Origin of the sequence: Methanobrevibacter acididurans (genome assembly GCF_046197875.1) — an archaeon.
Lineage (GTDB): Archaea > Methanobacteriota > Methanobacteria > Methanobacteriales > Methanobacteriaceae > Methanobrevibacter_A > Methanobrevibacter_A acididurans.
The window spans coordinates 611801-625474 of record NZ_CP166991.1 but is presented as its reverse complement, the minus strand read 5'-3'; the positions used below and the strand labels follow the sequence as shown (position 1 = coordinate 625474).

11 protein-coding genes are annotated in these 13674 nt (G+C 26.8%); 2 read left to right on the top strand and 9 right to left on the bottom strand.

Going from position 1 to position 13674, the window contains the following annotated elements; translation table 11 throughout:
* Positions 1-17: 17 nt before the first annotated feature.
* From ACA135_RS03185 to hisS, 6 genes are all read right to left on the bottom strand, one after another.
* Positions 18-1316, bottom strand: a complete 1299-nt coding sequence (locus ACA135_RS03185; RefSeq protein WP_409198860.1) for a zinc-ribbon domain-containing protein — start codon at positions 1314-1316, stop codon at positions 18-20.
* Positions 1317-1604: 288 nt separating this feature from the next.
* Positions 1605-2693, bottom strand: a complete 1089-nt coding sequence (locus ACA135_RS03180; protein ID WP_409198859.1) for a hypothetical protein — start codon at positions 2691-2693, stop codon at positions 1605-1607.
* A gap of 141 nt (positions 2694-2834) precedes the next feature.
* Positions 2835-3581, bottom strand: a complete 747-nt coding sequence (locus ACA135_RS03175) for a sugar phosphate isomerase/epimerase family protein (protein ID WP_409198858.1) — start codon at positions 3579-3581, stop codon at positions 2835-2837.
* Positions 3582-3595: 14 nt separating this feature from the next.
* The gene (locus tag ACA135_RS03170; protein ID WP_409198857.1) at positions 3596-5467 is read right to left on the bottom strand and encodes a PINc/VapC family ATPase; all 1872 of its coding nucleotides are present in this window, start codon (positions 5465-5467) and stop codon (positions 3596-3598) included.
* Between the two features lie 32 nt (positions 5468-5499).
* On the bottom strand, positions 5500-5913 hold the full coding sequence (gene hisI, locus ACA135_RS03165; RefSeq protein ID WP_409198856.1) for a phosphoribosyl-AMP cyclohydrolase: 414 nt from the start codon (positions 5911-5913) through the stop codon (positions 5500-5502).
* A 29-nt stretch (positions 5914-5942) separates the two neighbouring features.
* Complete coding sequence (hisS, locus tag ACA135_RS03160; protein ID WP_409198855.1) at positions 5943-7229, bottom strand: histidine--tRNA ligase; 1287 nt, start codon at positions 7227-7229, stop codon at positions 5943-5945.
* 279 nt (positions 7230-7508) lie between these two features.
* Between hisS and aroE the strand changes: the two genes are divergently transcribed.
* Together aroE and ACA135_RS03150 are read left to right on the top strand one after the other, a co-directional pair.
* The gene (aroE, locus tag ACA135_RS03155; protein ID WP_409199078.1) at positions 7509-8381 is read left to right on the top strand and encodes a shikimate dehydrogenase; all 873 of its coding nucleotides are present in this window, start codon (positions 7509-7511) and stop codon (positions 8379-8381) included.
* A 65-nt stretch (positions 8382-8446) separates the two neighbouring features.
* Positions 8447-9094: an ATPase gene (locus tag ACA135_RS03150; protein WP_409198854.1), complete on the top strand. Its 648-nt coding sequence runs from the start codon at positions 8447-8449 to the stop codon at positions 9092-9094.
* Positions 9095-9126: 32 nt separating this feature from the next.
* Here the strand turns inward: ACA135_RS03150 and ACA135_RS03145 are convergent, their stop codons facing one another.
* From ACA135_RS03145 to ACA135_RS03135, 3 genes are all read right to left on the bottom strand, one after another.
* On the bottom strand, positions 9127-10656 hold the full coding sequence (locus tag ACA135_RS03145) for a replication factor C large subunit (RefSeq protein ID WP_409198853.1): 1530 nt from the start codon (positions 10654-10656) through the stop codon (positions 9127-9129).
* A 35-nt stretch (positions 10657-10691) separates the two neighbouring features.
* Positions 10692-11639, bottom strand: coding sequence for a replication factor C small subunit (locus ACA135_RS03140; protein ID WP_409198852.1), 948 nt, complete (start codon positions 11637-11639; stop codon positions 10692-10694).
* A 125-nt stretch (positions 11640-11764) separates the two neighbouring features.
* Positions 11765-13642, bottom strand: coding sequence for a PAS domain-containing protein (locus ACA135_RS03135; RefSeq protein ID WP_409198851.1), 1878 nt, complete (start codon positions 13640-13642; stop codon positions 11765-11767).
* Positions 13643-13674 lie beyond the last annotated feature (32 nt).

Here is a 13674-nt window from a genome sequence, read left to right as displayed (position 1 = left end):
ACTCCACCTTAACCTATTTAATGCATCCAATGCCCACAAGAAGTACAATAATCATAATCTGAATCAAGCAAAAGTCCACACTGAGTACAATAAACCTTATGACTTGGCTTCAAATTAGGTTTAATAATACTACCACAATTAATACAATAAACAGTATCTAAAGTATTTCTTTCACCACAATGTGGGCAAATAATAAATTTCTCCCTTTTATAACCATTTTCAATATTTCTTTGAACCCTACGCAATCTGCGCTTTTCAATTGCAATATCATTTAATATTTCCTCTTGTTCCCGATAATTCATTTGATCAATAGTTTCTCTTTCAAAATTCAAATCATCAATTAAATCTTGCATTTCACAAGGTTGTTTCTCAAACAAAAGAGTTTTACGTTTATTAATAATTTTACGTTCATTTAACAAATAATCTTTCTCTTCATTAGCATCTTTTAAGTCAACTTTCTCCTGCTGAGTTAAAAAAGATTTATTTTCTAAAGATTTAATTTTCTTTGTAATATCAGTTAAATCTAAATTCACATTATTTAAAGCAGCATATAATTCATCTAATTGTCTTTTATGCTTTTTTTTCAAATCATGAATTTGATCATCCCGACGTCTTTGATAATCTATTAATCTAGTGTTTTTTGTTTCTAATTCCTTTTGAAGTTGATATTTTTCTAATTCATCAGAGTATAACTCTTCAGTAATAGGGAAATTTTCAATCTTTTTAGCTACATCCTGATTAATATCCAAATTTTTTAATCTTTCACCACATTCCGGACAATACCTATTTTCTTTTGATACTTCAAATCCACAAGTAGGACATAATAATGGAGGTGTAATTTTTTTATCACCTGCTAAAGCTTCATCATATAATTGTTGAATATATTTTTTATCTTCATATAACATTGCACTATATCCAGGGATTTCATATTCTGGATCTTCATATTTCTTATAAAACCATTCTATAATATTATAAATTATATGATGTACTGTGTATGCTTCATCAATATCACCTTGATATGCTTGATGAACTACCATATTACGAAGATGTCGGATTTCATGAAAATCCTTTGTTAAACGAGAAGATAAAACTTTTTTATCAAATAAATAATCTATGCGAGATTCTTGAGTAGTTAAATCACTAATAGGAACATCTTCATATTCACAGACTTTATTGATAATATTTTCTGCAATAGATCCCCCCATAGTAAGAACACTCATACTATTTTGATTATACAAATTAAATTCAAGCTCCTTTGTCATTTTTTCGATTTCAGGAAACTTATCTTTTAAAAATGTGAAACAATAATCAACCATAAAATACATACCCAATAATTTATAATTATTTATTATAATATTAGAATTAATATAAATATTTATCCATAAAAAAAGATTTTTATAATGTAATGTGTTAAAATATTTTTTAAATTTAGTTAGATTATGTTAAAAAAAGTTTTAATAAATAGGTTAGTAATATGGGAAGGTTTAAAAATTATTTTTTAATTCCTTAAAATTTTTATTAAAATTTTATTGGATTTGGTTTGGTATGTGAGAATTAAAAAATTTTTTTAAATTTAAAACCTTCCCATAAGCATGATATATGATTTATTGATATTTCATTATGAAACGCTTAATATCAAATACAATATTATCCAATCTGTCATTATAAATATCTATTAATGATATTATTTCAGATTTATGTTTTTGATTAGCTTGTGAATTTTTTGTTAATGATTTTAAAATTCTACTTATTTCATCTTGATGAGGAATTATGAAACGGTTTAATATTTGGTTTAAGTATGCTATTTGATTGTTAGAAAAATTATTAAAATTTTCATTTAAGTAATCAAAACCATGCTTGTTTATTGTTGAATTAATTTTACTTATCATGAATTGGAATATGAAAGGCCAATCAATATTGTTTTTTATAATATCAACAATATAATCTAGGGCATCTTCAGGATTAGATTCATTTTCCATATTATTTATATAATCAGATAAGTCATCAAATCCACTGAATAAGTTTTTCTGCTTATTTGTAATTTGAATATTAGTATATTTTAAGTAAGATTTTAATGATTTACAATCAATAGCAGAATTTAATAATTTATTATTTTTTTCACTCATACTTAATATTTCATCAAAAAAGAGCAAAATGTTTGATAAGTACTCTTTATTAAATAAAATTTGATTTGTGAAATGATAGTTTACTTTTTTCCTTAATTTTTTCACTTCACTATTTTCTTCTTTACTTGTGGGATTATTTAATGTATCATTCCATATGATGAGTTGATTATTATAGTAATTTAAATCGTTTTTAAAGGAAATAAAATTCGCTATTGTTTCACATAGTGTTTCATTTTCATTACCTGGAATTTTTAAATTATAATTTTTTATAATATTTGCTACACTTATGTAAGTATCTTGAGATTTATGTTGTAAGATTTTTATTGATAATTCACAAATATCTAGTGATTTTTCTAAGTTTTGAAGGATTTGATTATTAATGAAATCTGTTAAATCATTACTTGATTCATCTAATTTTATTATTAATCCAGTGTATTCATTATATATTTCACTATATTCTTTATAGAAATCTTCATTTAATTCTTTGATTTCTTCTATTTGGGTGTTTATTATTACTGGATCTATTTCAATATTAATGTCATTGCGGAATGTTTTATTTTGAATCATGTTTTGATTTTACCTCCTTAAAAAAATAATTTTAAATTTTTGTTTTCCAGGTCTAATTAATAATATTAAATTATTATTTAAATATGAATTTTCCAAGAGCATTTGAAAAATAAAAAAAGATTTATAAAAAAAGAATATAGATTAAATGAAATTATTATTTTTTAAGTATTCTAAACTAATCTTTAATGATTCAGGATTATTTGCTTCTATAATGTAGGTGCCCTTATAATTTTTTTCATCAAGAAGATATAATACCTGTTTTAAATCTATACTGCCTTCACCTAATGGCAAGTGTGAATCATCATCACCATTATTATCATGCAAATGTATGTGTTTAATTCTTGGAAAATACATTTCATTTTCACTAAAACCTGCAGTGTAAGCATGACCAATATCAAAAGTCATAAACATATCTAAATTATCAAGTGTAGAATTTAACCTATTAATATCAGTATACATAAAACCAGGAATAAGGGGCATATTCTCAATTAAAGGCATAACCCCAGTACCAGAACTATAATAATGAATTTCCTTAAAAGAATCAACACAAATATCATAAATATGATCTTCATAAGGTTGACCCAAAAAAGAAACCTTACCTGGATGAATAACAACATTTCTAGCACCTAAACGAGCAGCATCATCAATACTATCTTTTAATTCCTGCATACTAGCTTCTCTAATACTGCGTGTTAAACTGCAAATATTCATATCAATAAGGGGACTATGAACACTATAAGTAAAATCATAAGAGTTTAATAAATCAAAATCCAAATCATGATTAGGATAAGATTTAACAAGCTCCACAAAGTCCAAATCTAAATCCACACAATAATCCAAAAACTTTTCTAAATCAGTGCTTGCTAAAGTTGATGCTCCAATATTCATAATAAAACCTTTATTTAATCATTTCTTCTTCTTGCAAAAATTCCAATATTCTCATCAATAGCATCTAATAAGATATCTGTTAACTCCAAACCACGACGTAAACGTATTAAACCACTTTTACCAACAGTAGCAGTGAATAAATAGTCATCACCTACAAAAATATCAAAACTAGAACCAGTACTATCTTTTGGGAATTCTAAATTAACACCTTTCTTATTAACTTGACAAGGTATTCTTAAATCATCATCAGGACCTTCATTTAAAGTTTCAATACTTATACCAATACCGATTTTACGTTCTAATTCATCAATACGTTTACCGCCACGTCCAATAATTTTAGGACGATACTCATTCGGAACTGAAACTCTTACCCTATTAGGTGAAATAATTTTAGCTTCAATTTGTGCTCCTGGAATAACCTTTTTAACATCCCTAATAATTTGTTTTTCAGCTATACGTTCAACACTACTAGATTCATCTTCCTCAGAACCTTTTTTACCTACTTGTTCCACATCTATAACAATAGTTTGTTCCCCATAAGTATAAATCTCATTCTTTAAATCACCAGTTAATAAATCTCTAACTTCTATAACTGGTCTAGCTAAATCTTGTTCTTGCATACCACTTGGTACTTTAACAGTCATTCGAGTTTCATAAACACTACTAATATGGCCTTCATCTATAAAAATAGTTGTATCAACAATACTTGGAATAACACCTAATTCAACACGATTAGTTATTCTTTGAATAGCATCTATAGGTTTAGTAGCATGAACCACACCAACCATCCCCACACCTGCAAGTCTCATATCTGCAAAAATTTGAAAATCATAACTTTTACGTAACTCATCATATATTGTTACATCAGGACGTACAAGTAAAAGAATATCAGCTGTTTTCTCCATATCCCCCTCTAAAGGAGAATATTGAGTAATTTCATCGGGAACTTGTAAATCACGAGGAGATTCCATAGTTTTAACAACTTTACTCATATTCTGACTAAAATAAGTAGCTAAAGCTTGTGCAAAAGTACTTTTACCTGCACCTGGAGACCCACTAATTAAAATACCATGATCACCTTGACTAATACGATTAAGTAAATCTTCACTTATATTATAATCTTCAAGTGATACTTCAGCAACAGGTCTAACAGCAGTTATTTCCATTGCTTCACTGAAAGGTGGGCGAGTGATACTAATTCTTAAATCTTTAGATTGAACTACAATAGCTCCCTTCAAATCAGCTTCTAAATATGTTCTTTTATCATTACTTGCCTTTTCAAGAATTTCTTCAGCAAAGTTTTCTAAATCATTATATGAAATCTTATTTTCTGAAATTTGTACAAGTTCAATATGTCCAGGTGTTCCTTTCTTAGCAAAAGCAGGAACATTTTCTTTTAAATGAACACTCATTGTATCTGCAGTGAAAAATTCCATAATTTTAAGATCTTTATCTCCATGATATTTTTGAGCATTATAAATTACATTTAAACCTTGTGCTTCTGCAGTTTCGGCTTGAACTTTATCACTTGTAACAAGTATTGCATTTTCATCACGTGCAACATCCCTTATAAGTGCATCAACTTCCCCTTTTCTGGCATCTATAATTTCAGAAGTATTAGGTCTTCTTCCTGTAAAATGAATATTTAAATATTGATTTTGAGCTAATTTTTGTAATTCTTTTAAATTATTTAATCCTGTGAATCCTGTTGGTCTACTATTGTTTGCTTGGTGTTCTAATTCCGCTATTACAGCTTCAGGAATAATTATTTCTGGATAAATTAAATCATCATTGTCGAGGATTTTTTTTATTGTTCCTTCAATTATTGCACTTGTATCTGGGACGAATCGTTTTTCTTCATCTTCTTCAGTTATATCGTAATCCATTTAAAAATCCTCATACTTGTTTTTTTTAATAATTATTGTTTTCCATAAACTTCTTCTGGATTAAATAATCTTTCACTAATTGTTTTTATTTCATCATCAGATATATTAGTAATATCTTTTGTTTTTAAATCTAATTGTCTAAAGAAACAACTTCTATATCCTAAATGACAAGCAGCTCCTTTTTGATCTATTTTTAAAATTATTGCATCTGCATCACAATCAAATAATATCTCATGGACTTGTTGTGTGTTTCCACTACTTTCTCCTTTCATCCATTGTTTTCCACGAGATGTACTATAATAATGTGCTTTACCAGTTTTTAATGTATCTTGTAACGCTTCTTCATTCATAAATGCTACCATTAAAACTTCATTTGTTTGATAATCTTGTGCTACAGCAATTATAAGATTTTCACCATTTTTTTCTAATCGAAAATTCATTTCCATTAATTTATTCCTCCTTTAAATAATTTTAATTATAAATGTTTTTTAATAGTATCAGCAAGTACATTAACACTAACAATTTCTTGTTCTCCACTATACATATTTTTAAGTGTTACTGAACCTTGATCTAAATCTCTTTTACCTACCATCACAACATAAGGAACTTTCAATTTATTAGCATGTTTTAATGCTTTTTTAAATTTTCGAGTAGATAAATCCACTTCAGTTTTTACTCCTTGATTTCTAAGTTTTGTCGCTATAGTAAATGATTCAAAGTGTGTTTCTTCATTTATAGGTAAAACATAAGCATCAATATAAGGAGTTAAAACTTCTGGTTCTTTAATTGCATTCATCAATCTATCAAATCCAAAAGCAAAACCTGTAGATTCTACTTCATCACCACCAAATATTTTTATAAGACTATAAGTTCCTCCCCCACAAACTTGTTTTTGTGCTCCAAGTTCAGGAATGTATACTTCAAAAACTATTCCAGTATAATAATCTAAACCTCTTGCTACACCTAAATTTAGTTTATAATTTTCAAGATTATAACTATCTAAAGCTTTTATTAAATCTTTTAATTCATCTATACTATCTACAGTTTCTTCATAATCCCCAACTAAATCTTCAATATTTTTAATAATATTTTTATTCCCCACCATATCAATTAAGTCAATGAGTACTGCATTTAATTCAGGATTATCTATTAATGGTTTTTCCCCAATAAGAGATTCTTTTAATAAATCTTTATCCCCTTTATCTATTATTATCATTAATTCTCTTTGAGTATCAGAATCTATATCAAAGTGTTTGAATAAACCTCTTATAATTCCAAGATGATTAATATGTATTTCTGCAGTTTTTATACCTAATCTTTCTAAGGAAGTATTACACATACTTAATACTTCTGCTTCACCATCAGGACTTCTTGCTCCTATGAGTTCACATCCAAATTGCCAAAATTGTCTAAATCTACCTTTTTGAGGTCGTTCATATCTAAAACAACTACCATAATAATATAATTTAATTGGTTTTGCTGTTTTTGTTAATTCATTTAAATATAATCTAGCAACTGGTGCAGTGATTTCTGGACGTAATGTAATTTCACGATCACTTTTATCCTTAAAATTATACAATTGATCCACTATTTCTTCACCAGATTTTGTTGTGAATAATTCTAATTCTTCAAAAATTGGTGTTTTAATTTCTTGAAAAGCATATGATTGAAAAACATCACGTAATATATTTTCTACTCTTTTTCTTTCTCTCATTTCATCAAATAGGAAATCTCTTGTTCCTCTAGGTCTATTAAATTCCATAAATTGTTTATCTCCATGAAAATAATTTTTTTATTAATATAATTATAATTTATTAATGTTAAAAATTTATTATTAATTAAATATTAGTTGTTATGCTTATTAAAAATATTTAATAAAAATATGAATTCAAAATAAATAATACTATAATAAAAACTTTCTTAATCCTTTAATATATTTATAAGATAAAAAATAATAATAAATATATTAAATACTGATTTTTATTTATAATAATAAAATATTAAAAATTAAATTTATCCATAAAGGTGAAATTAAAAAATGATTATTGATGGAACAACAAATATTATTGGAGTTATTGGAGATCCTATAGAACACAGTTTTAGTCCAATAATAAATAATGCTGCATTTGAATATTTAAACTTAAATTATGTTTATTTACCTTTTCACGTATTAAGTGAAAATCTTGGATCTGCTATTGGAGGAGCTAACAAATTAAATATCAAAGGTTTAAATGTAACTATACCTCATAAAAAAAATGTACTTGTAACTTTAAACCACTTAGACCCGATAGCTAAAGAAATTGGAGCAGTTAACACTATAAAATTCGAGAATAATGAAGCTATTGGTTACAATACAGATGGAATAGGATGTTTACATGCCCTAGAAAACAAAACAAGTGTAACAAATAAAGACATACTTGTAGTTGGTGCTGGTGGAGCAAGCAGAGCAATATGTTACCAATTAGCACATTCAGGTATAAACTCATTAACAGTGATAAATCGGGATTTAGCTAAAGCAGAAGAATTAACAAGCAATATTAAAAATACTGGAATACTATCAGATTTAAACTATGACAATATGGATAATTTAATACTTCAAGCACAACAAACAGATATCTTAATAAACACAACACCCCTTGGAATGAAAGGATATCCTGACCAAAACCCTATATTACATGCTGATGAAATACCTGAAGACATAATTGTAAATGATATAGTCTACAATCCAATTGAAACAAACTTAATTAAAGAAGCAAAAGAAGCAGGAGCAAAAACAGTAAACGGTGTAAAAATGTTAATTTACCAAGCTGCAGAAGCAATAAAAATATGGACTGGTAAAGAAGCACCAAAAGATATTATGGAAAATAAATTAAGAGAAATTTTAACCACAAAAATAGAAGAAAAGAAAATATAAATCCCAATATTATTCTTTCTTTTTAAATTCTAAAAATTATGACATCCACCAACAAAAAAGAAGTATTGAAACTTTTAAAAATTATAGGAGTAGATACTCGCTTTATCAGTTACACACCTGAAATTATCTACATAAATAATTTACGTTTCAGTAAATTCAGTAGAAAACGAGAGCAAACTTTCAATAAATATTATCCTGAAATAAAAATATTAAGAAGTAGTTTACTTCAAAAAATTTGTAATCATGCAAGTAAAATTTTATCCCACCAACTAAAACCAAAAGACACTGTTTTACTTCCAGAAATTAAAGATTCAACTGATGAATTAATAATAATTATACTGGAACCTTATAGTAGAAAATACGGAATAAATTTCGTTGAATACAAGGATAAAGATAATTTTAAAATAAATAAAAAAATTAGTAGTTTAACCTTAAATATTGAAGCATATAATATATTATCCGATATCTTCACAGGTGAAGGTATTAATTTCAAAAGACATAACAATAATGAAAATGTTCCAATTATTTATCCTTTTATTAATGTTTCTAATGAATGGATAAACAGCTTTTTAGATAACAATAATAAAACAGATTATCCTGCAAGAACTTATGGAAAATTAAGTTTAAGCTTTATGGATTTCATATCAGAAATCATACCTCAATATAAAGAAAATATTCTTAAATCTAAAAAATTTATTGAAAAAAATCATTAAAAAAAGGGAAAAAGATTTTAAAAAGGATAATTTTAAAAACTAAATAAACTAGTTTGTCCCTTATCTAACTTTTCAGATTCTTTTTCTTTTTTAGGTTTTTTAGACTTTTTAGGTTTAGATTCTTTCTCTTCTGGTTTAAAATTTTCTTTTTCAGGATTTTCATTACTAATTACATTAGAATCATCATCAGATTTAGAATCCTTAACTTTTTCTTCTGCATTTTCTTTTACTTTATTTAAAGTTTTTTTAGTAGATTCCCGATAAATTCCTGTTTTTATATTCTTATTAAGTTCTTCACGTTCTAAACGTTTAGCTTCATTAATTTCTTTTTCCATTTTCTTAATGACTTTTTTTGGAATTTTTCTTTTACGGAAGCGTTTAATCTCATCATCTTCTAATTCTAAAAAGCTACTGATTTCATAAGCCATTTCATCATTTTGGAAAATAATTTCAAATGAAGGAAACATAGTATATGCTACTTCTAATGAAACGTGCATTTTATTTTCCATTTTTTCAGCAATACGATCACGTAAAGCTCGTTTACCCCGTGTTTGACCCATTAAACGAAAAGCTTGAGCTCCTGTTAATCTTGTAAATTTACGATAAGTTTCTTTTTTACTTAAAGCAACACCTGGCCCCATAAAATCAGATGCATATCTCCAGTAAGTATAATCCCTTGTAGCTCTTGCTCTTCCAAAGTACAAATCAGCTTTAGCAATATTTTCATATGCATTTTTTATTTCAGATGGTTTTTCATATTCATGGGGAATATTTTCTGCAATATATTCCATTACAAGAGTAGGATCTTCATCAATCATCATATCTGGTTTAATATGATTAACTGTTCTACTTTTAAGAACTGTACGTACAGTGTCAAAAATATTATTAGTGTTATCTTTTTGTGAAATATTATCTAAATTTGATAATTCAAATTTTTCACCGTCTTCACTTGCAGCTTGTAAAGTATTGATTGCTGCACGCATATCTCCATTACTGTTTTTAGCTAAAACTTTTATAGCTTCAGGATCAAAATCTATTCCTTCTTTTCTGCAGATTTTTTTTAATGCAGCACCTACAGAGTTAGTGTGAACTTTAGTCATTTTAATTACAAGACATTTAGTTTTAATAGTGGTTAATCGTTTACTATAAAAATCATTAGCCATCATAATCATAGGTTGTTTAGATTCTTTAATAATTTTATTAATAGCACGTGATCCTCCACGATCATCATTACCATTAATACCATCTACTTCATCTAAGATAAGAAGTTTATATGATTCACCAAAAAGAGAATGTGTACTAGAGGATTCTCCAATAGTACTCATTAATATATCATAAGATCTTTTATCACTGGCATTTAATTCTATATGTTCAGAGAATTCTTTAGCTATTATATAAGCTAAAGATGTTTTACCTATACCTGCAGGTCCAACTAAAAGTAATGGTTTTTGAGGATTACCTTTTTTCCACTCATTAACCCAATGTTCTATTTGTTTTTTACTTTTACCATTACCTAATAATTCTTTAAAGGTTTGTGGTCGGTATTTATCTGTCCATAACATGTTATGTAAAGTCCTTTTAATATTTTAATTCATATTTATAAGAATTTAGCGAGTAACGCTTCTAATTGTATTCTAGGATTGGCCCCTTCACGTATACGGAAATCTGTATCAGCAATACCTTCAATTAAATCCATATACACTTTACCTTCCATTTTATCATCCATAACACGTCTACTAACTTCTTGATAGATTTGATTAATCATATCTTCACCACTAGTACCATGTAAAACCATTGTTTCACGTAAAATATTCCTAGCACCCATAAAATCACCAGTAAGGGCTTTTGTAACTAAATTATTAATATCTTCAGGTCTAGCTTTACTTACAACATCATATACTGCATTTTCAGAAATAACTTCCCCTTCAGAAGCTGCAGATTGTAACATATTAACAGATTTACGCATATCCCCTTCAGCAAAATAAACAATTGTTTTGATAGCTTCTTCATCAAATTCAAAACCCTCAGAGCTTGCAATATATTCCAATCGTTTATTAATATCTTCACCTTTAAGTGGTGCGAATCTGAAAATAGCACAACGAGATTGGATAGGGTCTATGATTTTACTTGAATAATTACAACTTAAAATGAAACTAGCAGTCTTAGTATACATTTCCATTTCACGACGAAGAGCATGTTGAGCATCTTTAGTCATATTATCAACTTCATCAAGGAAAATTATACGAAATGGAGCACCAACAGGTTTTAAACGGCAAAAGTTTTTAATATTATTTCGTACAGTATCAATTCCTCTAGCATCAGAAGCATTTAACTCTAAAAAATTTTGTTTCCAATAATCTCCAAGAACAGCTTTAGCTAAACTTAAAGCAGTAGTTGTTTTACCAACACCTGCAGGGCCAGTAAACATAAGATTAGGCATACTTTCTTCATTAACATACTTTTCAAGTCTGTTTATAATTTGTGTTTGACCTACAATATCATCTAAACTTTGAGGTCTATATTTTTCTACCCATGGACCAATCATTTTATTAATCACCAATTATTTAATTCTTTAAAAAAATCATTTTAAATAATATTTATTAAAATAAGTTATCTAATACATTTATAAGATTTTCATATATAATAAAATTTATCATGAAAAAAAGTTTATTAAAAAGTGATTAAAACTGAAAACCCAGTACTTTCACTTAAATATTCAACTTTACCATCTATTTGACTAACTAAATTATTTATAATATTTATTCCTAAATTACTATCTGAAACTGGTGAAAAATCAGTTGGCGCTCCATGACCATTATCTTTAACAATAAGAACAACATTTTCAGAACCCTTTTTAAGAACAACTGAAAATACACCTTCATTACCTTTATCAAAAGCGTGTTGAATAGTATTAATACATAACTCATTTAAAATTAAACCTAACGGAATAACAATATTTAAAGGTAAAGTTATATTATCTAATTCAAAAACTGGACGGATTTTAGTATTATAATAAGAAAACAATGTTAAAACTGTTTGTCTAATATAAACAGAAGCATCAATAACACGATTAGAATCCAAATCATCATAAACTTGTTCATGCGCAAAAGCCATAGATTTAACACGATTATAAGTCTTACGAACAGTAGCTGAAGGATTATCTGGATTAAAATGCATTTCTAAATCGAATATACTTTGAATAATTTGAAGATTATTCTTAACACGATCATGAACCTCATTAATAAGAACATCCTTCTCATCCAAAATAAGTTCTAAATCATCAGCATATTCATTTTTCTCAGATAAAGCATTACGTAATTTATCTTCATAAACTTTTTGTTGAGTAACATCTTGAATAAAACCAATAACAACTTTACAATTACCATCATCATCATAAAATGCTTTATTAAGTTGAGCGATATACTTAATTTTACCATTAAAAGTTTTAACACGAACAGTTAATGAAATTTGAGGATTATCAGGATTTAACTTAGAAATTGCATCATCAAAAATACTACGATCCTCATCAAGAATCAAATCTAAATAAGTATTAATATTTTCATAATCATGTTTTGAAGGATCCATATCAAGAATATTAAAAATTTCAGTAGTCCATTGAATATTCTTAAAATTATATGAAGAAATAGCAATTTTTGCCATACCTTGAATAGTATTAAGATTTTTATGTAATCTTAATGCTTCAATTTCTTTTTTCTTAGATTTAGTAATATCTGTAATACTAATTTGAGCTACATCCTGATTTTCATATTTAGTAGGAACTGCAAAAACATGAAGATAACCATATTTACCATTTTTCAATGGGTATTTAACATCAAAAGTAGTATTTTTAATTCTATGACTAATAACTTCATCTAATAATTCTAACATATTTCCATATTCTTCATCAGTTAAAGAAATGACTTCAACATTTTTTAAAATCCAAGATAAAGGGTTAACTTGCATAAAATCTTCAATAGAATAACCTAAAATTTCAAAAAACTTATTATTAGTATGCAAAACCTCCCCTTTATAATTCATGATTAAAAACCCATCTTTAGAATTATAAAATAGTTTTTCATGTTCTTGTTTAAGTTTAGCATAATCTGTAATATCTTTACTATAAATTATTAAATAGTCATCTTCACGAACATAATAAATGTTTAAAGCAAACAATAAATTATTATCTTTATAAATTAAAACTATTGTGTTAATCCTACGATTTTCATTCCAAGCTCGCATTAAACAATCAAAAGAATTAAATTCCTTAACATTTGAAAATAAGTCTTTATAGGATCTTCCTATAATATTATCAGTTTTATCACCAAATTTAACAACTGGCCGATTTAAATATACATAAACAAAGTCTTCAGCACCATCCAAGGGTTCTAAAACACCAATACTGAAATCAATATTATTAGCAATGGGAGAGTGTTCTAATTCTTTAACATCATGAATTTTATCTGAAAAATGGTGATATTCTTTCAAATCTCTAAGAGTTACATTCTTTTTAGTATTATTATCCAAGTCAATATGTGTTAGCGTATACATTTTGCATCATTATTTAAATTCTTAATTAAATT

What these genes read in the sequence shown, in the direction of transcription:
- hisS (WP_409198855.1), bottom strand. Translation starts at nt 7,229, where the DNA reads ATGGAATTTAATAGACCTAGAGGAACAAGAGATTTCCTATTTGATGAA.
- ACA135_RS03180 (WP_409198859.1), bottom strand. Translation starts at nt 2,693, where the DNA reads ATGATTCAAAATAAAACATTCCGCAATGACATTAATATTGAAATAGAT.
- ACA135_RS03175 (WP_409198858.1), bottom strand. Translation starts at nt 3,581, where the DNA reads ATGAATATTGGAGCATCAACTTTAGCAAGCACTGATTTAGAAAAGTTT.
- ACA135_RS03140 (WP_409198852.1), bottom strand. Translation starts at nt 11,639, where the DNA reads ATGATTGGTCCATGGGTAGAAAAATATAGACCTCAAAGTTTAGATGAT.
- ACA135_RS03185 (WP_409198860.1), bottom strand. Translation starts at nt 1,316, where the DNA reads ATGGTTGATTATTGTTTCACATTTTTAAAAGATAAGTTTCCTGAAATC.
- ACA135_RS03135 (WP_409198851.1), bottom strand. Translation starts at nt 13,642, where the DNA reads ATGTATACGCTAACACATATTGACTTGGATAATAATACTAAAAAGAAT.
- ACA135_RS03170 (WP_409198857.1), bottom strand. Translation starts at nt 5,467, where the DNA reads ATGGATTACGATATAACTGAAGAAGATGAAGAAAAACGATTCGTCCCA.
- ACA135_RS03145 (WP_409198853.1), bottom strand. Translation starts at nt 10,656, where the DNA reads ATGTTATGGACAGATAAATACCGACCACAAACCTTTAAAGAATTATTA.
- hisI (WP_409198856.1), bottom strand. Translation starts at nt 5,913, where the DNA reads ATGGAAATGAATTTTCGATTAGAAAAAAATGGTGAAAATCTTATAATT.